Annotated in this window: 19 protein-coding genes and 1 tRNA gene; 11 read left to right on the forward strand and 9 right to left on the reverse strand. The window is 41.4% G+C overall.

The features are described 5' to 3' along the window. The 4 genes from M1F05_RS08995 to M1F05_RS09010 all read left to right on the forward strand — a co-directional run bounded on the left by M1F05_RS08995 (position 1) and on the right by M1F05_RS09010 (position 3536). Positions 1-684: a hypothetical protein gene (locus tag M1F05_RS08995; protein ID WP_206084131.1), complete on the forward strand. Its 684-nt coding sequence runs from the start codon at positions 1-3 to the stop codon at positions 682-684. A 325-nt stretch (positions 685-1009) separates the two neighbouring features. Beyond that, on the forward strand, positions 1010-1864 hold the full coding sequence (gene kdsA, locus M1F05_RS09000; protein WP_206084132.1) for a 3-deoxy-8-phosphooctulonate synthase: 855 nt from the start codon (positions 1010-1012) through the stop codon (positions 1862-1864). Positions 1865-1875: 11 nt separating this feature from the next. Beyond that, the gene (locus M1F05_RS09005; RefSeq protein WP_206084133.1) at positions 1876-2778 is read left to right on the forward strand and encodes a TIGR01212 family radical SAM protein; all 903 of its coding nucleotides are present in this window, start codon (positions 1876-1878) and stop codon (positions 2776-2778) included. A 20-nt stretch (positions 2779-2798) separates the two neighbouring features. Further along, a complete protein-coding gene (locus tag M1F05_RS09010) occupies positions 2799-3536 on the forward strand; it encodes a tetratricopeptide repeat protein (protein ID WP_206084134.1) in 738 nt (245 codons plus the stop codon). 57 nt (positions 3537-3593) lie between these two features. Here M1F05_RS09010 and dauA read toward each other — a convergent pair whose 3' ends face one another. From dauA to M1F05_RS09040, 6 genes are all read right to left on the reverse strand, one after another. After that, positions 3594-5327 (reverse strand): C4-dicarboxylic acid transporter DauA, encoded by a 1734-nt coding sequence (gene dauA / locus M1F05_RS09015; RefSeq protein WP_206084135.1) that lies wholly within the window; start codon positions 5325-5327, stop codon positions 3594-3596. A gap of 239 nt (positions 5328-5566) precedes the next feature. Continuing rightward, complete coding sequence (locus M1F05_RS09020; RefSeq protein ID WP_206084136.1) at positions 5567-5968, reverse strand: hypothetical protein; 402 nt, start codon at positions 5966-5968, stop codon at positions 5567-5569. Continuing rightward, a complete protein-coding gene (locus M1F05_RS09025) occupies positions 5965-7305 on the reverse strand; it encodes a phosphatase PAP2/dual specificity phosphatase family protein (RefSeq protein WP_206084137.1) in 1341 nt (446 codons plus the stop codon). The genes M1F05_RS09020 and M1F05_RS09025 overlap by 4 nt, the downstream gene beginning before the upstream one ends. Positions 7306-7510: 205 nt before the next feature. Beyond that, a complete protein-coding gene (locus tag M1F05_RS09030; RefSeq protein ID WP_206084138.1) occupies positions 7511-9277 on the reverse strand; it encodes a bifunctional alpha/beta hydrolase/class I SAM-dependent methyltransferase in 1767 nt (588 codons plus the stop codon). A gap of 9 nt (positions 9278-9286) precedes the next feature. Next, positions 9287-9910: a CDP-alcohol phosphatidyltransferase family protein gene (locus M1F05_RS09035; protein WP_206084139.1), complete on the reverse strand. Its 624-nt coding sequence runs from the start codon at positions 9908-9910 to the stop codon at positions 9287-9289. A 245-nt stretch (positions 9911-10155) separates the two neighbouring features. Then, complete coding sequence (locus M1F05_RS09040) at positions 10156-10959, reverse strand: AraC family transcriptional regulator (protein ID WP_206084140.1); 804 nt, start codon at positions 10957-10959, stop codon at positions 10156-10158. 154 nt (positions 10960-11113) lie between these two features. Between M1F05_RS09040 and M1F05_RS09045 the strand changes: the two genes are divergently transcribed. The 5 genes from M1F05_RS09045 to M1F05_RS09065 all read left to right on the forward strand — a co-directional run bounded on the left by M1F05_RS09045 (position 11114) and on the right by M1F05_RS09065 (position 17306). Beyond that, entirely contained in the window at positions 11114-12064 is a 951-nt protein-coding gene (locus tag M1F05_RS09045) for a 4-hydroxyproline epimerase (RefSeq protein ID WP_206084141.1), read from the forward strand. 10 nt (positions 12065-12074) lie between these two features. After that, on the forward strand, positions 12075-13322 hold the full coding sequence (locus M1F05_RS09050; protein WP_206084142.1) for an NAD(P)/FAD-dependent oxidoreductase: 1248 nt from the start codon (positions 12075-12077) through the stop codon (positions 13320-13322). Positions 13323-13339: 17 nt separating this feature from the next. After that, on the forward strand, positions 13340-14206 hold the full coding sequence (dapA, locus tag M1F05_RS09055; RefSeq protein WP_206084143.1) for a 4-hydroxy-tetrahydrodipicolinate synthase: 867 nt from the start codon (positions 13340-13342) through the stop codon (positions 14204-14206). Positions 14207-14216: 10 nt separating this feature from the next. Further along, a complete protein-coding gene (locus M1F05_RS09060; RefSeq protein ID WP_206084144.1) occupies positions 14217-15701 on the forward strand; it encodes an aldehyde dehydrogenase in 1485 nt (494 codons plus the stop codon). 87 nt (positions 15702-15788) lie between these two features. Continuing rightward, the gene (locus M1F05_RS09065) at positions 15789-17306 is read left to right on the forward strand and encodes an alanine/glycine:cation symporter family protein (protein WP_206084145.1); all 1518 of its coding nucleotides are present in this window, start codon (positions 15789-15791) and stop codon (positions 17304-17306) included. Between the two features lie 9 nt (positions 17307-17315). On the opposite strand, the gene M1F05_RS09070 is transcribed toward M1F05_RS09065, so the two are convergent. Further along, positions 17316-17403, reverse strand: a tRNA-Ser gene (locus M1F05_RS09070). Positions 17404-17739: 336 nt separating this feature from the next. Between M1F05_RS09070 and ghrA the strand changes: the two genes are divergently transcribed. Then, positions 17740-18681, forward strand: coding sequence for a glyoxylate/hydroxypyruvate reductase GhrA (gene ghrA / locus M1F05_RS09075; RefSeq protein ID WP_206084146.1), 942 nt, complete (start codon positions 17740-17742; stop codon positions 18679-18681). A gap of 144 nt (positions 18682-18825) precedes the next feature. Then, positions 18826-19383, forward strand: coding sequence for a molecular chaperone (locus tag M1F05_RS09080; RefSeq protein WP_206084147.1), 558 nt, complete (start codon positions 18826-18828; stop codon positions 19381-19383). 203 nt (positions 19384-19586) lie between these two features. Here the strand turns inward: M1F05_RS09080 and M1F05_RS09085 are convergent, their stop codons facing one another. Both M1F05_RS09085 and mdtH read right to left on the reverse strand, forming a co-directional pair. Further along, positions 19587-20147, reverse strand: coding sequence for a lipoprotein (locus M1F05_RS09085; protein WP_206084148.1), 561 nt, complete (start codon positions 20145-20147; stop codon positions 19587-19589). Positions 20148-20185: 38 nt separating this feature from the next. Further along, positions 20186-21391 carry a multidrug efflux MFS transporter MdtH gene (gene mdtH / locus M1F05_RS09090; RefSeq protein ID WP_206084149.1) on the reverse strand — a complete coding sequence of 402 codons (1206 nt, stop codon included), beginning with the start codon at positions 21389-21391 and terminating at the stop codon, positions 20186-20188. Positions 21392-22532: the final 1141 nt, after the last annotated feature.

Below are 22532 nucleotides of genomic sequence, written 5' to 3' on the forward strand. Positions count from 1 at the left end.
ATGAAAAATTTATTAGTTTCAGTTGGTTGTATTTTTGCTTTATCTGGGTGTGCCGTGACCGAATATAATTACACTCCAGACTCTTATAAAATAAGCGAGCCGAAATTAGGGAGTGTTAATCGTGCGACTGTAGGTCAAACTTTAGTAAGGGAAGGTGACATAAGTGAACTGAGTGCGATTAAGGTACTAAACCCAATACAAATAGATCTAGCTTATAAAGTTATTCCTGGTGTATTCAAAAAAGTTGGTTCAAGTGATAAAGGCGATTTTTATATGCCAACTCAAACTATTGATTCTGGTTCTGTAGTTGTTGAGGAGCTTGGCCAACCATGGAGTTCAATTTTAATAAAAAAAGGAGCTGGCCCTAATGAGATTTGTATCGTAACAGATGTCAATATTGCTGTTTGTAGCGATAAGGCTAAGATTGAATATCTTAAGTTGAATAATTCCGATGGTAATTCATTTGAGCAGGCTTTAATTTTTAATGGGATAAATGATCAAATTGTAGATATTAGTTATAGAAAAATAGGCTCTAACATAGAGAATCAAGGATTTGGTAACAATATTCAATATAACCTTAAAGAAAACAATATTATTTCTTATAAAAATGTTAAGTTAAAAATTATAAATAGCTCTGATAATTCATTAACGTATGAAGTGATAAGTAATTTTTCTAGTAATTAAAACAATCAAAAATGACGGTTTTTTCTCCAAAATACAGCGTTAAACAAAGGGTTTACTTTATCTGTTTACCGCTGTCATAGTAACTTGAAATAATCTCATGGCAAGAACACATGACAGTTTATGGTTATTTTTTGCTTGATGTTTCATTATTTGCAATGTTTAAGTTTATTATCTCAAATATAGCAATATACTAACTTGGTATGCACGGCTTAGAATAGAAAAATACATTTTTACGGTTTCGTTTTTCATGCGTTACATTGAAGATATCTCTATACAGTTTATGAAAAACAATCATTTAAGATATAATTATATTTAAGGTAAGAGTATGCAACAGAAAGTAGTCAATATTGGTGATATCAATGTCGCGAACAACTTGCCGTTTGTGCTGTTTGGTGGAATGAACGTTCTTGAATCTCGTGATATGGCAATGAAAGTGTGTGAGCACTATGTCTCTGTGACGCAAAAATTGGGCATTCCTTATGTTTTTAAAGCATCATTTGATAAAGCAAACCGCTCATCAATCCACTCTTACCGTGGCCCTGGTCTTGAAGAAGGGATGAAAATCTTCCAAGAACTTAAACAAACTTTTGGCGTAAAAATTATTACGGATGTCCATGAACCAGCACAAGCGGCACCCGTTGCTGAAGTGGTTGATGTCATTCAATTACCTGCATTTTTAGCTCGCCAAACAGATTTAGTTGCTGCGATGGCAAAAACAGACGCTGTCATTAATATCAAAAAGCCACAGTTCATCAGCCCAGGCCAAATGGGGAATATTGTTGAGAAGTTTATCGAAGGTGGTAATGACAAAATTATTCTGTGTGACCGCGGTGCAAACTTTGGTTATGACAATTTAGTTGTTGATATGCTTGGGTTTAATGTAATGGTTCAGTCATCTAAAGGCTGTCCTGTGATTTTTGACGTGACCCACGCACTGCAATGCCGTGACCCATTCGGTGCTGCATCAGGTGGTCGCCGCGCTCAAGTTGCTGAATTGGCGAGAGCAGGTATGGCTGTGGGTATCGCGGGGTTATTCCTTGAAGCGCATCCAGACCCAGATAACGCACGTTGTGATGGCCCATCAGCACTACCTTTAGATAAACTGGAACCATTCCTCAAGCAAATGAAAGCTATTGATGATGTGGTGAAAGGGTTCCCTGAGTTAGACACTAGCCGTTAAGTTTGGTGTAAATGCAACTCACTGAAGTTGTTTCCATGTTCGGCGCTGATCTCCAGCGCCGATACGGTGAAAAAATTTATAAAATTACATTACACGGGGGTTTTAGTTGCCCAAATCGTGACGGTACCCTTGGGCGAGGGGGCTGTACCTTCTGTAATGTGGCTTCTTTTTCCGATGAGAGCCAATCTAGTCAATCCATTAGTGAACAAATATCTGATCAAGTCACTCGAATTTCCCGCGCTAAACGCTATCTTGCTTATTTTCAAGCCTATACCAGTACCTATGCAGAAGTAAATTTACTTAAACAATTGTATGAAGAAGCATTACAACAAGCCGATATTATTGGCTTGTGTGTGGGGACGCGTCCTGACTGTGTGCCCGAGTCTGTTTTATCGTTGCTTAGTGAATACAAACAGCAAGGTTATGAGATTTGGTTAGAGCTTGGGCTACAAAGCGCTCATGACAAAACATTGCATCGGATTAACCGTGGACATGGATTTGACGCTTATCAGCAGACAACACAAAAAGCGCGGCAAGTCGGTTTAAAGGTGTGTACCCATTTAATCTGTGGCTTACCTGGTGAGGATGCCCTGATGAATATGCAAACCTTAGAAAAGGTACTTGAATGTGGTACTGATGGTATCAAGCTACATCCTTTGCATATTGTTGAAGGTAGTGTGATGGCCAAAAGTTGGCGAGCAGGGCGTTTACCCACATTATCTTTAGATGAATATACCGCTATAGCTGGCGAAATAGTACGTCACACACCGAAAGACATTGTTTACCACCGCATTAGTGCCAGTGCAAGAAAACCCACTTTACTCGCGCCACAGTGGTGTGAAAACCACTGGATTGGCATGAATAACTTATATCAATACTTTTTACGAAAAGGCGGGCAAGGTTCCGCACTGTAGCCGCTTAATTGAGAGCATCTATGAAACTAATCCTCAAAAAAACAATTATTACTCTTTCCTTATTTATTCTTCCTTTTCAAATTGTTGCACAGCCAGAATTGACCGCTGAAGATAAACTTCTTTTTTCTGAAGTGAAACAAAAAGCTGTTAATAATGATGCCTCAGCGCAATATCAGTTAGCACAAATGTATTACTCAGGTTTGGGCGTAATACAAAATTTAAATAGTGCACGTTTGTGGGCGAATGCGGCGGCAAAAAATGGTAATCCAGAAGGATATACCTTGTTAGCGGATATTAGCTTGCTAAGCGATAGTTATTTTACGCAAGAATTTGTCGCTGCAAGGCAATTTGCAACAAAAGCTGTTGAACAAGGCAGTGTACGAGGAAAGATTAGCTTAGCAGAATCATTAATTAATCCGATAGCAGGAAGTACGGATTACCCACAATCAATTCAATTGTTGGAAGAGGTGGTGGAGCTTAATAATCCAGATTATTTTAGCGCCCCATTGATGTTAGGGATCATTTATTTAGATGGGAAAGGTGTACCGATGGACGAGCAAAAATCACAGGAATGGTTTGATAAAGCCGATGCGATGACATATGCAGGTTATGCAGAGTGGATGGCTGCCTTTCGATTTGCAGAAGATAACACAGGAACCGTGACCCTTGATCAACAAAAAGCAAAGAAATTAAGAGGTTTGGCCTGTGAAAAAGGCAGAAAAGCAGGCAATGAAATGTTTTGCTTAGGTGAACAATAAACAATAATAGGTCACCCGCCACCACATTGCTGTGTGGTGGCGGGTTGAACAGTACAATTATACTGCTTCAGTATTAGTGGGAGTGTTTAATTGCTTAGCTTGTTCAATGGATTTAACCGCTTCTAATGCGTTATCCATGGAATTATGGAAGCTTAATACCCCAGCAATTGGCGTAACTTTAGCGCGAGCCAAGGTTTTTAGCGGTTGGAATGGAATATCACAAACCATCACATGGGTGTCTTTACGCACGGCATCAATGAATTTTTCAAAGGCTTCTAATCCTCCTGCATCCAAGACGGGTACCGCATCCCATTGCATGATGATAGTTTCATACCCTGCACTTTTTACGCGCAACTCATCGAAAATACGTTCTGCGGCGGCGAAAAATAGTGGGCCATTAATACGCACGACTAATCGGCTATTTTCTTCATCCGTTTCAGCAAGTTGTGTTGAGCGAGTCATATTAGCGATACGGCGCATAAATAACAGAGATGCCAATACGATCCCCACCGTAATGGCAATGACCATATCGAATAAAACGGTTAAAGACATACATAGAACAAGCACAATGATGTCATCTTTAGGGGCGCGTTTAATTAAATACACCACTTTACCTGCTGCACTCATATTCCATGCCACAATTAACAGTAATGCGGACATCGCAGCGAGTGGTAAATAAGAAAGCATCGGTGCTAACACCAGTAAGGTGAGTAATACTAAGATTGAATGAATCACCGCAGAAATCGGTGATGTAGCTCCCGCGCGGACGTTTGCAGCAGAACGGGCAATCGCAGCTGTCGCCGTGATCCCACCAAAAAAGGGTGCCGCAATATTACCGACTCCCTGGCCAATCAGTTCACTATTGGAATGGTGTTTTTTACCCGTCATGTTATCAAGCACAACAGCACAAAGCAGTGATTCAATCGCACCAAGAACCGCCATCGAAAATGCTGCAGGCATAAGTGCGGTGATCATTGCCCAACTAATTGGCGCACTACCAGGAAGTTCCCAAGGTAAAATAAACTGAGGCAGAATAGGCGGAATACCACTCCCTTCAGTTCCATCAGGTAGAAAATAACTAAATTCAGAGCCGATGGTTGCCACTTCTTGCCCAAATAATGAAAGTACCCACATGACCAATGTGCCCACGACGAGAGCAGGTAAGTGCCCAGGGAATTTTAGCTTTAACTTAGGCCAAAAAATTAAGACAAGCAGTGTGGATAAACCAATTAGTGTGTCACTGAATTGAAACGTGGGGAATGTATTGCCGATGGCAATCAATTTATCAACATAGTTCTCAGGAACATGTTCCATCTGTAAGCCAAAAAAATCTTTGATTTGCATGGTGGCAATGGTGATGGCAATACCTGAAGTAAAGCCCAAAGTTACTGATACTGGGATATATTCAATAAACTTACCAAAGCGGGCAAAACCCATCGCCAGTAAAATGACACCTGACATAAGTGTGGCAACTAATAGGCCACTAAGACCAAACTGTTGTGATACGGGATATAAGATGACGACGAATGCTGCTGTAGGCCCCGAAACGCTATAACGAGACCCTCCCGTAATGGCAATAATTATTCCCGCAATTGCTGCGGTATAAAGGCCATATTGGGGGGGAACGCCACTGGCGATCGCTAAGGCCATGGCTAATGGTATAGCAATAATCCCAACGGTAATACCTGCAATTAAGTCCTTCACAAAACGTGCAGCAGTGTATTTTTCTTTCCAACACGAATCTATTAGTGCGCTAAAAGGGCGCAGCCTATTAATATTTTTTGTACTCATTATACCCTACCAAATAACAGGGTGAAAAATAAACGAAAATGTACCTGTAAGGATACGCTTAGCTAAGCTCAAAAAATCTGTTATGCATCAATGAAACAGTAATTATCATAACGTTTTCAGTAACAAAAGTAAAAACCACCTAATTTACCAGGTAAATAAAGCTAATGGTGTTTTTACTTGAATTTAAAATAATAAGCAGAAATTTTTCATAACAAATAAATAAAAATTAACCTAACTCATTATAATGTTATTACCGTAACTAATAGCCATAGCCAAAGGATAACAACAGATAAGACAGCATGTTTAAATAAGTTCTTTGTGCCTTGCCAACGCTGTTCCATCGTTCGGTTAGTTGGCTTTTTATGCATAAAGAAACTGAGTGCATAATCAAAGGGCTCAGTTGTTCCTTGTTGATAAATCATCTTAAAAAAATGATTATCAAGCCACAAACGATAAATATAGTAATGACTAATAATAAATAAAATAATGCCAACAAATAAATAGTACTTTCCGTTATTTATAACTAAAAAAAGATTAAGCTGGCAAATTAAACCTAATACAGAACCTATAGCCAAATAGAGCCAACTTCGCGTCAGTATCTGAATGACTTCTCCGCAGTTTTTATCTGTAAGCTGGTTCATTTATGTTTCCTATTTAAATAATAGTGCGTAAACCAATTATTTAATTGTTCTTTAGTTGCTGGGTTTAAAATAACTTGTGGCCTAGCAAGTTCAACCATTTCGACTGCTTTATCTATCGTTTGAGCATCACCATGGTGAACTAGCCATGCAACAGCAACGGTGGCACTGCGTGAATAACCCAGTTTGCAATGAATATAGACAGCACCGTGCTGGGCTAAACTATCCATCGTATGGACTGATTGCTCGATATCCTCTGCGCTCAGTGGTAACAAATCTATTTGTGGCTGGCTACAATACTTCAGCCCTTTGCTAAAAGAATTGCGAGGCCATTCGCAAGTCATGTCTAAAACAGCTGCAGTTTGCAAAGGGTAAAGCGGGCGGCCTCCCAAAACGATATGTTGATTCACAATGCTAGGTTGCCTGCAATGTTTAGCAAAGTAATGATAGGTTCCCCAAGCAATTAGGCGATAAGGTAATAATAAGATAGCGGCGGACGGGGAAATCTTGCCATCGGGTGTTTTTTGAAAGATGCTGGCACCAGCGCCTAAGTAACCGAGAGTAATAAACAATAAAGCAACAGCAGGCCACAGCAATATCCAAGCAGCACCTTGAATCAAAAAAGCGAGAGCAAAGCAAACGACTGAGCCAATGCCATAATTTTTGCTCATTTTAAAACTGCGAGGGGACCCTGTGTAATGCCATTGCCAGCGTGTATTGATAGGCAGCAAATAACTGACAAGCAAACCAACAGAGAAACCAGCAATAACATCAATAAAATGGTGCTGCCAAGTCGTGAGGACAGAAATTAAGATCAAAACTGACCAACTGTGGAGCAGCCAACGCCACCGTGTTGGTGTATGAGCTCGAAAGCGTAGCCATAGGAGCCAAAGCAAAATGATATGTAATGAGGGGGCTTGGTTAAATGGCAGGTCAAAAAGTTCTAAGCTGTCAAACATCCAGCCAAAAGCGCCATCCGTAGTTGGGCGAGGAAAGCTAAATTTAAGTGGAAATAAAAGAAAGCCAACGCAGGCAGAAATGGAAGCGGTAATTAATCGTAGACCATGAATTGTTTGTTCACGCCGTGTTGTACAGATAAATAAGGATAATCCGTAGAATAGGTCAATGCTCCAATAGGGAATAATAGTCCAAGGAACAAACGGGATGTGCTTTTCCCATGAATACACAAAGGAAGGTACATGGGGTAAGGTCGCTGTGTAGTTATTGACCTGTCCATAAGTGAGAAAGAAAAATGGAGCTAAAAAAATTAGCCACAGCAGGCCAAACAACAAAGTGTGTTGTTTAGATAATAGCTGAGTAGGTTGGTGAAGGGCTGTCATCGTCCTTTGCAATATTCCTTTGTGCTCTAAAAATCATCTAAGAATAAATAGTGAGTGCTGCAATTACCTGTTTGTAGAAAGAAAATGTATATTTAACTCACAACATAGGGGCTTTGCCTATCAGAAGCAATAGAGATAGCCAATATTGGCAAACTTGAGGTTAGCTACGTTGACGGCAACCAACCTCAAATGATAGGTTAAAAGATTAACGGCGTCTCGCTATTGATACGCTGAATATTCCCCAGTTATCAATAGATTGACTTAATTTTTCGAACCCTGCTTCGTCAACTAAAGCATCCATTTCGCCTTGGCTGCGGCAACGCATAACCCAAGCTTGTCCGCCTTGGTGGCTGGGTAAAACACGAGCAATCATTTCCACTTGAGGGTGCCATGGTTGGCAAGTGTAAATGAGCAGCCCACCTGAAGGTATGACTCGGGATAATCCATCTAATGAAGCTCTAATTAGTTGGTTACTCGGGAATAGCTCATATAAACCACTCACAACACCCAGTGTAGGCGCAGGCGTCACGGATGCTAAATCATCAGCGTCGAAGGCATTGCCTTCCACAAAATGGATTTTATCTTCAAGGAAACGCTCTTTTATATGTAAACGCCCCTGTTCTACATTAATTGGGCTGTAATCACGCAAAAGAACAGATTCAACTTTGCCATAATCGTTAATTGCATCGAAGATATAACGGCCTTGACCCGCTGCAATATCCATAATACGTACTGGCATATTGTTATCTGTTAAGTCACGGATAGCTTGGCGTAAAGTATTTTCAATATTGACTTTACGCTGACGGATCCCTTGCCAGCCAATACTGTTGAGGTATTGCCTGTCAATCACGCGTCCGAATAGGCCTTTTCCTTCCGCTTTATCACGATAGACATAGTCTAAAGTTGATCCTGAATCAAAGCCCTTATCGTAACCGATGCGAACACCCTCAGAAGCTTTACCTAAGGTGTTCATTGATTTACTCATAATCTTGAAGGCAAGGTTTTTCGGGCACCATTTGGGTAACGGAGTAGCCAGTTTACGGTAATTTTCTGCGCTAGTGCTCCATGTGTCTTCGTACTGGTAATCATGTCGGTAAACAGGGAGACTAAATAATTTACTAATAAAATCACGTATTTTTTCGATAGGAATATGACGCTCTTTCTCACCTAAAGTATCGTGATAAAAGCCTGGTAAGATGTGCTTTTCTTTGATTGGTGTATTTAAGCGCTCAAAAAACTGATGCTGTGGGCGGTGATGAACAACATGGTCGCTACCTGATATAAATAATTGAGTTGGCAAGGTAATTGCGTTGGCATCTGCAACGACTCGATCGGCTGTTTTATACAATTCAAGTAAGATATTAACGGCAATAGGTCGAGTGATTAGCGGATCGCGGTTAAACGAATCAATACGCTGTTCATCATGGGTAAGAAATTTCGCTTTTACATAAGAATTAACATAGAACAGGCCTCGCATTTTTTGCATTAAAGCTAACCCTGTGCGAGCAAAAGGAACATACAGTTTAACTTTAAATGCAGGTGAGGCAAGAACCATCCCACGAATTTTCGGCGCATAGTCATGTACCCATGCGGAAACCAACACAGCCCCCACGCTTTGCCCAATTACAATGATATTTTCTAAAGGGATTTGATATTGCGTGGAGACATATCGGACAAATTCATCGACATCATGGATGGATGTGCCAAGAGAAGGGCTATAGCCCCTTGGACCTTCATTTCGCCCATGACCGCGAGCATCCCAAGCGAACATGGCGTAGTCAGGAAAGTTTAACTCATCAACAAGGTGTGCAACACGGCCTGAATGCTCATGACCACGATGGAATAAAATAATTGCTTTGTCCGTTGTCGTTTCCGTTGGCCAGTGGCGGTAAAAAAGCGAAGTGTGATCACTAGTTGTAAATTGCGATTCTAAAACAGGGCGTTGCGTCAGATAATCTGTCTGAGCGTTCATAATTATTCCTTAATTATTATCCGAAGACGTGCGAAACTCATCCAATGCACGGCGGATACGGTTATAGCAGGTATAAAGCAGCAACAAAGATAGAATAATAAAGAGATAATTTATCCAATCAGCGAACAGAAGCTGAGGAAAAATACTCACGAATAATCCGAGAGCACCAAAAATAAAGGCTCGGTCACTTTTCCCGATAGGGCCGTCATAGCGTCTTGACGCACCTATTGCTTGTGAGGTGACACCAATAAACTCAGTCAACAGTGAGAAAAATAAAATAAGCAAAATTAGCCAAATTGCATGGGGAAAAATAATAGCAAAAGGGAGGTATAACGCGACATCAGAAACGACGTCACCTAATTCGTTGAGGATTGCACCTAATTGGCTTTTTTGATGATGTTCTCGTGCTAGCATGCCATCAATAGCATTGAGCGCCATGCGGATAAACAACACAAACGGCAATAAAATAAATAGATGTGGGTTTGGGAAGAAAAACAAAACCAAACCGACAATAATGGAGAGTAATAACGCAGCCAAAGTCACTTGATTAGCCGTGATCCCTGCATTAAATAATTTACTAACGATTGGGCGAAGTAGATCTTGAAATTTTGGTTTCAGATCATAAATGGTCATTTTTTATCCTTTTATATGACATGCAATAGTGTCTTACATTGGACATATCAATACGCTATTCATAAATAGCCGCAATAAGAGCTATCTTAAGTTAATTTATTTTACTTAGGCATATTAAGATCAAAGTAGGATGTTTTTTTCGATTAGTCTATTGAAATCAATGAGGAAATTAGCTTAATCAACAAAGATTAAACAAAGCTTGTTTTATACTCAGTAAGATTAGAGATGAACAATAAGATACCCGATCACGCGATTATTTTTTGCTTATCAAGTGTTGAACGCATACGCTTAAATTGGCTGGGTGTCATGGTGGTCATTTCTTTAAATTTGCGACAAAAAGCACTGTGATCAGTGTAAGCACATTTTATTGAAATATCTGTAATTGAATGGTCATCTTCTAATAACTCAATGGCATGTTCGAGACGCTTTTTTTGAATATATTGTTGCGGTGTAATTAAAAAAATAGCTTTAAATTGACGATTTAATTGTGAAAGTGAAAGTCCTGAAATATCCGCAAGTTTCGTTATTTTAATTGCAGTATCAAAATGGTCACTAATATAGCGTTCAACGAGGCTAAGTTGGTTATTTAATTTAGGACTAACAGATTTAATATCCTGTAAATCGACAGAAATCCCTGCTACACCAATTACTTGGTTTCGAGTGTTAAATATGGGTACCTTTGTGGTTAAACACCAGCCAAGTAACCCAGCTTTATAAAGATGTAACTCAAGTTTATTAATCACACTGATTTTCTTTTCCATCACAAGGTAATCTTGCGAACTGTAACTTTGCCCTAATTCAGCGTGAAATAACTCTTCTGCGCTTTTACCAATTACGTCATTAATACCATTCTTTTTACAGCGAATCGCCAAGTTATCATTGGCAAGTAAATACCGTGCATTATGGTCTTTCACAAAAAAAGTGACATTAGGGAGTGTATTAATTAACGGCATGACTAAACCGAGATGGTTTAGTAAAACTTCAATGTTATCAACAGGAAAAAGCATATTTTCTTGGCTGATTAATAATAACTTATTTAAATTGATCATGCTGCGCCCCCAAATATTAAATTATTGTTACTAATTTTCTTAAATATTTTTAGATTGTGCAGAAAAACGCATAAGTTCGATGGAAAGATATCAAGATTGATTAACAAAAATCAAGCAATCTATTAACAAACCATGATTAATAGGGTGCTAATCAATGCGATCTGAATATTCTAAAATTGAAGTAATAGATTCCCATACAGCAGGGGAACCAACACGCTTAGTGATTGAAGGATTCCCTCAGCTAGGTGGTGAAAGCATGGCAATACGTTTGGCAATATTGCGTGATAACCATGACGAATGGCGAAGAACAACCATCCTAGAACCACGAGGCAATGACATTCTCGTGGGGGCACTATTATGTAAACCACAAAATCCGAAAGCCGCGGCAGGGGTGATCTTTTTTAATAACGAAGGGTACCTTGGGATGTGTGGGCATGGAACGATAGGTTTAGTCGCATCCTTGCATTTTCTCGGGAAAATTTCTTACGGAAAGCATTTGATTGAAACCCCTGTTGGGGATGTTACGGCGGAACTGCACAACGATGGCAGCGTGAGTATCCAGAACGTATATTCATATCGTTACCGTAAAGCAGTACAAGTTGATGTGCCTGATATCGGTATGGTCACAGGGGATATCGCCTGGGGGGGGAATTGGTTTTTTCTTGTAGAAAACTCACCTATTTCGATTGATTTTAAAAACGTTAAATTGCTAACAGACGTGAGTTTGAAAATTAAACAAGCACTTGTTGACCAAAAAATCTTTGGTAAGAATGACCAAGAAATTGATCACATCGAACTATTTGGTTCACACCCTAAAGCCGATAGCCAAAGTTTTGTGTTATGCCCTGGTGGTGCTTATGACCGCTCCCCTTGTGGGACAGGTACCAGTGCCAAATTAGCCTGTTTAGCTGCGGATAAAAAACTCGCAGCGGGAGAAATTTGGCACCAAGCGAGCGTGATTGGCAGTGAGTTTCAAGCGAGTTTCCAGCCCGCGGATGAAAACGGCATTATTCCTACAATTCGAGGAAATGCCTATATTAGCGGCCAAAATACGTTGCTGATTGATGCGCAAGACCCATTTCGTTTCGGTATTTCGGTTGCGTAAGGGGATGGCGATGAAGAGTCAATATTCAGTGATTGTTGTCGGCGGTGGAATTATTGGCCTAAGCATTGCGCTTACCGCACAAGCTAATGGTACCGACGTCCTGCTGGTGGATAAAAATGAAATTGGCTCTGGGGCGTCATTTGGTAATGCAGGGCATATTGCAACTGAGCAAGTTTTCCCCATTGCAGACCCTTCTGTATTGAAATCGATTCCGAAAATGTTGCTCGACCCACTTGGCCCATTACGTTTGGATTGGCGTTACTTATTACCACTAACACCGTGGATGTTAAAGCTAGTCGGTAACATGCGCCATAAGCCGTTTACCCACATTCACCAGACGTTAATGACGTTAAATAGTGCGGCTTTTGACTCGTGGCAAGCCTTTATTCAAAAATGGCAACTCAGCGACCTTGTTAAAATGCAAGGCTCATTATTAGTGGCTGAAAAAAAAGAAACACTCGAAAAGCTCCATCAACATGGTGAATCTCTACAAAACATGAATGTACACAACTTGGTTATCGATCAAACCGAGTTACTTGAGCGCGAACCTGCACTTGCCACGAATCAACTTGGAGGGCTATTTTTCCCAAATACTGGGCATGTGGTTGATTTATCAAAATTACATTCAAAACTTGCGCAGTCATTTGTTGAGTTAGGTGGAAATATACTGACCAACTGTGAAGTCATTGCGATATCTTCGGCATCAAATAAAGAAGCCTCTATCACCACAACCCAAGGGAAATTTACAGGGCAAAAAGTGGTTATTGCAGGCGGCGCATTTTCTAAATCATTAGTCAAAATGGTTAGTCGTATTAATGTGCCACTTGAAACAGAGCGCGGCTACCATTTAATGCTACCTCAAGAACAAGGGCGGCTGAATATTCCCGTATCCAGCATGGACAGGCGTTTCATTATGACCCCGATGGCGGGTGGTTTACGCCTTGCTGGTACCGTTGAATATGCAGGGTTAAAGCGCCCTGCAAATATGCAGCGGGCTCGTCACTTTTTACCACTCGCCGCCCCAATGCTAAAGGCGCCATTAAATGATGCACAATCAACACCGTGGATGGGGTTTCGCCCATCAACATCAGATTCATTGCCTGTCATTGATAATAAAGGCCCGTATATTTTTGCATTTGGTCACCAACACCTAGGGCTCACACAGGCAGCAATCACGGCTGACCTTGTAAATAGTTTTATTCACGAGCAGCCGACTGTTATCGACTGCACCCCTTTTTCCATTGAGCGATTTCTATAATTTTAAGGAGAATTCAGATGAATTTTCATGGCATTCTTGTCCCTTTAATTACCCCTTTTCATGACGATTATTCATTAAATATTAGTGCATTAGCTGATTTAACTGAAAAGCTTATTGACCAAGGCGTCACAGGGTTAGTGGTCTGCGGCACGACAGGGGAATACTACGCGTTAAATGAAGATGAGCGCAAAACCGTTTTATCAACCGTGAGCAAAATTGCGAAGGGGCGCGTAACGTTGATTGCAGGGATTAACGATCTATCAACGGAAGGTGCGATCGCGCGCGCAAAACAAGCAAAAGACCTTGGATATGAAGGTTTAATGTTATCACCACCACCGTATAGTTTGCCTGACCAACAAGGCGTGTACGGGCATTATAAAAAAGTTGCAGAGGCCACAACGCTGCCGATCATTATGTATAACTTCCCTGCACGCATTGGTATCGAAATTGAGTACGAAACTGTGGTTAAGCTGGCTGAAATCGACAACATAGTTGCCATTAAAGAGAGTAGCGGGGATTTCAGCCGTGCTTTACGCCTATTACAGACACCGTTTAACAACTTCGAGGTGATTTGTGGTTGTGATGACCAACCCGTTGATTTCTTCTTTTGGGGTTCAAAAAGCTGGATAGCGGGTGCAGGCAATGTGTTCCCTGCTGAACAAGTCGCTATTTTTAAGGCGACACAAACAGGAGATTGGCAAGAAGCGAAAAGAATAATGAATGAAATATACCCAGGAATTTATTCCATGGAGTCTGGCGATTATAACCAAAAAGCCAAAGCAGGTTGCTTAAATGGCACGTTTAACGCAGGCCCTGTGCGTTTACCTTTAACTAATTTAGCTGTTGAAGCTAAAGACGAATTTGTCAAATTAGTGAAAAGGTAAGGTGGGGATAATGAAACTAAATCAACAGCAGGTTTTTGAACTCGCCAAGCAAGGAAAACTATGGGCGGGTAATTTAATTGATGGGGTGAATATTTCTCAACCTAAATTAGAAAACCGAACTCCCATTGACAATAGCCTTATTGGCTATATCGCTGACGGTGAAGCAAGAGATGTTGATGCTGCAGTAAAAGTTGCTCGAAATACCTTTAAAAGCGGTGAGTGGAGTGCACTTTCTCCTCAAAAACGCAAAGAGGTGATGCTCAAGTGGGCGGATTTAATTGCTGAACACAGCGAAGAACTTGCAGCACTTGATTGCATTGATGCGGGAAAACCCATTACCGAATGTATCAATACCGATATGCCAGCAACCGTTGAAACCTTTTATTGGTATGCCGAAGCGATTGATAAATTATTTGGAAAAATAGCACCAACAAGCCAACAAGAATTAGGGTTGATAGTTAGCGAGCCTATTGGGGTTGTGTGCGCGGTTCTACCCTGGAATTTCCCAGCTCAAATGTTTGCATGGAAAGTTGCGCCTGCACTTGCTATCGGCAACTCTGTGATTGTGAAACCCGCGGAGCTAACGTCACTGAGTGCTTATCGAATGGTTGAGCTAGCTTATGAGGCAGGTGTACCGAAGGGGGCGCTCAGCTTAGTTTGTGGGCTGGGCGAAAAAGTGGGCGAAGCACTGGGACGTCACCCAGACGTGGATGTGGTGTCCTTCACAGGGTCAACCGAAGTGGGGCGCTTATTTTTAAAATACTCAGCGGAAAGCAACTTAAAAGAAATTGTTCTCGAATGTGGTGGCAAAAGTCCACAGGTTGTATTTGAAGATGCCAACCTTGATGCGGCTGTTCCCCATATCATGGCCGCCGCCTTTTGGAATATGAGTGAAAACTGTAGCTGCGGTTCTCGCTTAATTGTGCATGAAAATATTAAACAAGCTCTGCTGGATAAACTGGCGATTGCAGCAAAAGAATGGAAAGTGGGTGACCCGAGGCAAGCGGATGTATCAATTGGGCCGATGGTTGAAAAAGCGCACTTTGATAAAGTGAAATCGTTTTTAGATATCACAAAGCAAGAAGGGGGGAAAATCGCTATTGGTGGTCGCGTTCACCATGAAATTGGTTCTGGGTGGTATATCGAGCCGACAATTTTCGATAATGTGACTTCAGATATGTCGTTGTTTAAAGAAGAAGTTTTTGGCCCTATCTTAGCAGTAACCTCATTCAAAACGGAAGAAGAGGCAATTACGCTAGCCAATAAGACACAATATGGGTTAGCGGCCTCTTTTTATAGTCAAGACGTCCACCGAGCCATGCGCGTTGCTCGCCAAATTAGTGCGGGAACGGTCTCAGTCAATGGTTTTAGTGAAGGGAATATTACCACGCCATTTGGTGGTTTCCGTCAATCAGGTTTTGGCGGAAAAGACAATGGCCTAGAGGCTTTTGAACAGTATAGCCAAACCAAAGTTATCTGGTTTGTTCACCAATAAATAACGTTGACCTGAGTCTACAATGCTCAGGTTTTTTTTTACCCTGCAAACACACAATAAACAATTACAATAACGAAGGAGTACAAAATGGAAGCCATCGTTAATACCATCGTTGGTTACATATGGGGTAATGCACTGGTGTTTTTATCACTGGGCGTAGGACTCTACTTCACTTTAGCGACTCGTGGCGTGCAATTTCGCTATCTCATCAAAATGATTTGTTTATTAAAGGAAAATAAAGCATCAAAAGAGGGGATTTCTTCCTTCCAAGCTTTCTGTTTAGCATTGTCAGGCCGTGTTGGTGTTGGCAATATTGCGGGGGTTGCTACTGCAATAGCTGCTGGTGGGCCAGGTGCCATTTTTTGGATGGTAGTCATGGGGCTATTAGGTGGCGCGAGTGCCTTTATTGAATCTACACTTGCTCAAATCTATAAACAACGTTCAGATGGGCAATATCGCGGTGGTTCCCCTTATTATATTGAAAAAGGGTTAAAGTTGAAGCCGTTTGCCATCATTGTTGCCGCCGTAATTTGTTTATCTTACGGTGTATTAGTGCCAGGTATTCAGGCTAACACCATTGCTGACTCTTTCCAGACATCGTTTAACCTTCCTCCGATGGCGACTGGGGCGATTGTCACCGTATTAATGGCATGGCTTATCTTTGGTGGCGTGAAACGTATCGCAAGTGCAGCAGATAAAATCGTTCCCTTGATGGCGATAGCTTACTTGGTGATGATGGTGATTATTTTGGGCAGCCATTATGAAAAAGTACCAGCGATGTTTAATTTAATCTTCCAAAGTGCATTGGGTATGGATGCGGTATTTGGTGGGATTGTTGGAACCGCAGTATCATGGGGTGTTCGTCGCGCGGTATTTTCCAATGTGGCAGGTGCTGGTGAGGCAACATTTAGTTCAGCGGCTGCAGAAGTGAGTCATCCAGTAAAACAAGGGCTTATTCAAGCATTCTCCATTTATATTGATACGGTTGTAGTCTGTACAGCATCAGGCTTAATGATCCTTGTCACCAATATGTACAATGTATTCCCCGATGGTTCTGCAACCGCGCTGGTGGAATATGTACCAGGTGTTGCAGCAGGAACCGCATGGACACAGATGGCGGTTTCTACCGTGTTTACCTCTGCGGGCTCAGGCTTTGTGTCGATAGCAGTATTCTTATTCGCATTCACAACCTTAATGGCTTATTACTATATTGCTGAAACAACCATTGTCTACCTTGACCGCAAACTTGCTTATCCTGTTTTAAAACTGATACTTAAGTTTGTGTTCTTAATTATTGTGTTTATGGGTAGCGTGCAATCAGTGAGCTTAATGTGGAGCTTAGGTGATATTGGGTTTGGTAGTATGAGTTACCTAAATTTAATTGCGATAGTGTTTCTTTCTAAACCTGCACTAAGAGCGCTGCGAGATTATGAACGGCAGGAAAAATTAGGTGTTGACCCTGTGTTCAGTCCAAAAGTTGCAGGGATAGAAAATGCAGAGTTATGGGAAGATATTAGCCGTGAATATCATGAGCGAGGTATTGGTATTGAGCAAAAGAATAATGAAAATAAAGGGAAACTACAGATAAAAGAAGAGGAAAACTAGTAGAAAAAATGGCGGTGAGGGAGGGATTCGAACCCTCGATACGTTGCCGTATACACACTTTCCAGGCGTGCTCCTTCAGCCTCTCGGACACCTCACCGTTTTTTCTAAATCCGTTGCAGACCAGAGAGAAATCCTGCTGTGCAACGGGGCGCTACTATAGGGAAAATAGCGTCTTGCGTCAACTCCCTATTGATTCTTTTTCTTACTTTTATGTCCGTTTAGCTAAATAAAAATCAATTTGTATAATATCTAATCTTAATTGTTGCTTGTTAAGATAAATCATTTTTTTAATGTTAATAAGAACTGCAAGGATTAAGCATAAAATTCGTTAGCTAGTTAACAAAATCCTCAACGAAAGTGATCTTGGTTGCGGTATGGACTTGAAAATAAACGTCATTGCGCACACTCTGTTAGAAACCTAAGAGGAGCTGCCATGAATATTTTATTTTACCATCCATTCTTTAATTCAGAACAATGGATTGAAGGAATGCGTGCTAGATTACCACAAGCTAATATTCGCCAATGGGAAAAAGGGGATAAGCAAAGTGCAGATTACGCTATGGTGTGGCTGCCACCCTATGAATGCCTTGCGGGGCGCAATGATTTAAAAGGTATTTTTGCATTAGGTGCAGGTGTGGATGCCATCTTAAAGCAAGAGCAAGATAAACCAGGTACACTCCCTGCGGGTGTCCCTGTGATGCGCCTTGAAGATACAGGCATGGCTATCCAAATGGAAGAATATGCCTGTGCAAAGGTCTTAGCATACTTTCGTCGTATGGATGAATATCGGCAGTTACAATCTCAGCGTCAATGGAAGCAACTGCCTGCTTATCAACATGAAGAGTTTGTGATTGGTGTCATGGGGGCTGGCGCATTGGGCCAAGCTGTTGCGAAGCGCTTAGTCAGCTTTGGTTTTCATGTCAGAACGTGGAGCCGTTCTGAGAAACAGATCCCTAATGTAAAAAGTTATTATGGCAATGAGCAATTACCTGCATTCCTTTCGGGAACTCGTGTGGTCATCAATTTATTGCCAAGCACGCCAGAAACGGTTGGGATTTTAAATCAACAGCTGTTTAGCCAATTGCAACAAGGCGCTTATGTCATCAACTTAGCTCGTGGTGCACATTTGATAGAGCAGGATTTATTATCTGCATTGGATGCAGGGCAAGTTGCTGGGGCTGCATTAGATGTGTTTGCGAGTGAGCCTTTATCCCAAATGCACCCGTTCTGGACGCATCCACGTATTGCGATTACGCCGCATGTGGCTGCATTTACCCAGCCGAAAGAAGCAATGGATATGATTGTCAGTAATATCAAGCGCATTGAAGCGGGGGAAGCGCCTGTGGGAGTGGTTGATATGGAGCGTGGTTACTAATTACATCTAAAAGAATTGCAAGCTACCTGCTTTTTGCTAGCTTGCAATTTTGTTGTGTTTTTCTTCTCTAATACGTTTCTTATTTTTTCGGTATACTGAGCTTAAGAGCTGAGTCGCAACTGAATTTTAAATAGGAAAACCCATATGAACGAATTCTCAATCGTCTGCCGTATTTTAGGCACATTATTCCAACGCAGCGCTGATGACGCTCTTGTTAAACCTCTTATGGATATGATTGCGCAGGATAAATTGAAAGCATCATGGCCTCTAGAGCAAGATGAATTGTGGGCACGTATGGCGAAAGGATTGGATATTAAAGCGATTAGTGCTGACTACCAAGCCATGTTTGTCGGTGAAAATGCCACAGTATCAATGCTAGCCAATGATTATGACGAAGAAGTCACAGAAGCTGAAATCCGTGAGTTTTTAACCGTTAGAGGCATGACCTTAACGGATGCGCCAGTGAGCACATTGGGGGCGTTATTATTGGCTGCTTCTTGGTTAGAAGATCAAGCCGCCGAAGATGAAACCGCGGCACAAGAAGAATTATTTGATAGCTACATTCTCAGCTGGTACGGCGCATTTTTAGGTAAAATCGAAGCCCATGCCACGACGGCGTTTTATCGCACATTAGCCCAAATTGCCCGTGATGCCGTTATTGCGCTGCGCGATGAGTTAGATTCCGAGGCTAATGAGGACTAATTTGTGAGTGTTTTATCGGTAGCCAGACCTCATGACTTACGGAATGCAAAAAGGCCAACGAAAGGCTCTTATGTGACACTGTCACTTATATTCAAGAGCGATAATAAACAGTATTGATTAATATTTCTGATTGAATTAAAAAGGCAACAGATTTCTCTGTTGCCTTTAATGCTTTTCTCAATCAAAAAAATTTATGGTTAAAATTAATCCACTAATGGAATGACCAGTTTACCTGGTTTAATCTCAAGTCCCTTAGCCAATTTTTTGGCTGTTGCTTCTGCAGCGCCGTTATCTGGGTTGAGGACATAGACGGGCTGTGTTTCGAAGAAAGTTTCAAGGGAACTATTTAGATAAGGGATTACCGCAGACATGGCGGTATCCATGTTCTCTGGGGTGACTTTATAATTGCTTATATTCAATTCTTTTAAGTAGATAGACCCTGTTTTTGCATCAAAAATTGGGCGAGCCGTTAAGGTTAAGCTAATTTGCGCCTCTGCTTTTCCAATCAAAGAGTCTAACTTAACCGTAGCATCACCATTTAGGGCGATTTTACCTGGCTCACTACGGCCTATTTCAGATTTTAAATTCGCCAGTTGGATATCTGCATCAGCAAGCCCAGAAATCCCCACTTTGTGGTCATATTTTACTTTATTAGCAAGGTAGCTATTTATTTGGGACTCACTGATACTGAATTCAGATAATTGGCTACAGCCCGTTATTAGAGTGATAAAACCAATCATTGTGGCCAATAAAAATTTTTTCATAAAGACTCCTTTTACAGTAATACCGCTAGTTTAGCGCATTACTGCCCACTCAACATGACTGTTTCAATTTTTTTACGGTTAAATTGCTTATGTAACGCCCACAGAGTGACAAAACCGATTATCCCCAGTAAAAACCAAGGCAATTGAGGCATATTCCATTGGTGCCCAATATCATACATCCAACCACCACCCGTATAACCAACAGCACCACCTAGGGCAAGGCCGAGACGGCTAAAGCCCATATAACTGCCACGAGCTCGGGGATCTGCAAGTGAAGCACTTAGCGTTTCTCTAGCAGGATCGGCAGTCACGGTTCCTAAATAGAATAGACAAATTAAACCAAATAACATATTTAACGAAGTTGTCATCCCTATTGGGAACATACTTAAGCTCATTAAAAATAGGCCTGCCATTAACCGCTGCTCTAGGCGAAAATGTTTTTCACTCCAACGTGCAATGGGATAAAGCAAAGTGAGAGAAATCATAGCTTCAATGGCATACATCCATTTTACTGCCGTTGGTGTTCCAGCTAGCTCATTGACAACAATTGGGAACATTAACATCACTTGCACAGAAAGCATAAAGTAACCTGCTAAGGTCACAACATAGGTGACAAACCGTTTGTCTTTTAAAACACGGTTCATACCTTCTTTAATCGGAGTCCTTACCGTTGAAATACGATAAGCGGGGAGTAACCATGCATTACAGATGGCGGCAATGATAAACACCACGGCACCCGCCCAGCAGACATAGTGGAAATCATATTGTAGCAGCCAGCTACCAATTAAAGCACCGATAACAGCACCAGCACTATCTTGCATCAATAAAAGTGAATAAAAACGGCCGCGTTCGTAGGGGCGAGTAAGTTTGATAACCAGCGCCGTTCTGGGGGGATCAAATAGCGTGCCACCAAGGGCAGAAAGCACACAAGATAGCCACAACACCCAAGGGTCGTAAGCGATTGCCATCAAAGCAAAGCCACTTGCTCGTAAAAGCATTCCAATAACAATCATAGGCTTAGCACCAAATCGGTCAGCAATTGCGCCACCAAAAATACCTAAGCCTTGTTGAACAAATTGCCGTAGGCCTAATGCGAAGCCTACCACTACAGCGGCCCAACCTAGTTGGTCAACAAATCGGATTGAAATCAACGGAAAAACGACAAAAAAGCCGAGGACAACTAACATGTTGTCGAGCAAAAGGAAATATTTACCAAGGCTTCTTGCCCGTGACACCTGTGCCATGACACACCATTAAAAAATTGCTAAGAGAGGATTGTTCCATAATGTTACTTATCAATAATATCAGTATAATAGAGAGCAATAGATGATATTTTTTTATCGAGGGTGGCATCGAGGATCGATGATTTATTTTTATCGATGCAATAGCCGTCATATTTTGCACCGCAGCGTTGTTGGCTACACTTAGCTCCCCTAATCACATACTTTTGTATGCTCATAGGGATAGCTGCGTTTGCCGCCTAGCTGCAATACAAACTATTTAGGCTATTGAAAGAGTTAGCAAGAGAAGACGCTAAATCGTCATATTTTGCACCGCAGCGTTGTTGGCTACACTTAGCTCCCCTAATCACATACTTTTGTATGCTCATAGGGATAGCTGCGTTTGCCGCCTAGCTGCAATACAAACTATTTAGGCTATTGAAAGAGTTAGCAAGAGAAGACGCTAAATCGTCATATTTTGCACCGCCGCGTTGTTGGCTACACTTAGCTCCCCTAATCACATACTTTTGTATGCTCATAGGGATAGCTGCGTTTGCCGCCTAGCTGCAATGCAAACTATTTAGGCTATTGAAAGAGTTAGCAAGAGAAGACGCTAAATCGTCATATTTTGCACCGCCGCGTTGTTGGCTACACTTAGCTCCCCTAATCACATACTTTTGTATGCTCATAGGGATAGCTGCGTTTGCCGCCTAGCTGCAATGCAAACTATTTAGGCTATTGAAAGAGTTAGTAAGAGAAGACGTTAAATCGTCATATTTTGCACCGCAGCGTTGTTGGCTACACTTAGCTCCCCTAATCACATACTTTTGTATGCTCATAGGGATAGCTGCGTTTGCCGCCTAGCTGCAATGCAAACTACTTAGGCTATTGAAAGAGTTAGTAAGAGAAGACGTTAAATCGTCATATTTTGCACCGCAGCGTTGTTGGCTACACTTAGCTCCCCTAATCACATACTTTTGTATGCTCATAGGGATAGCTGCGTTTGCCGCCTAGCTGCAATGCAAACTATTGAAGAATTGAAAATTGAGAGCAAGATAATTCATCTATTTGACTGACTGATTTTAGATGCTCATCAATAATAGAGAATGCTACACTTTGCTATTTAGCTAACGAATAAATATGCACGGCTAGGGAATCTAGCTAT

The sequence above is a fragment of the Providencia sp. PROV252 genome (assembly GCF_033676005.1).
In the GTDB taxonomy this organism is placed as follows: domain Bacteria; phylum Pseudomonadota; class Gammaproteobacteria; order Enterobacterales; family Enterobacteriaceae; genus Providencia; species Providencia vermicola.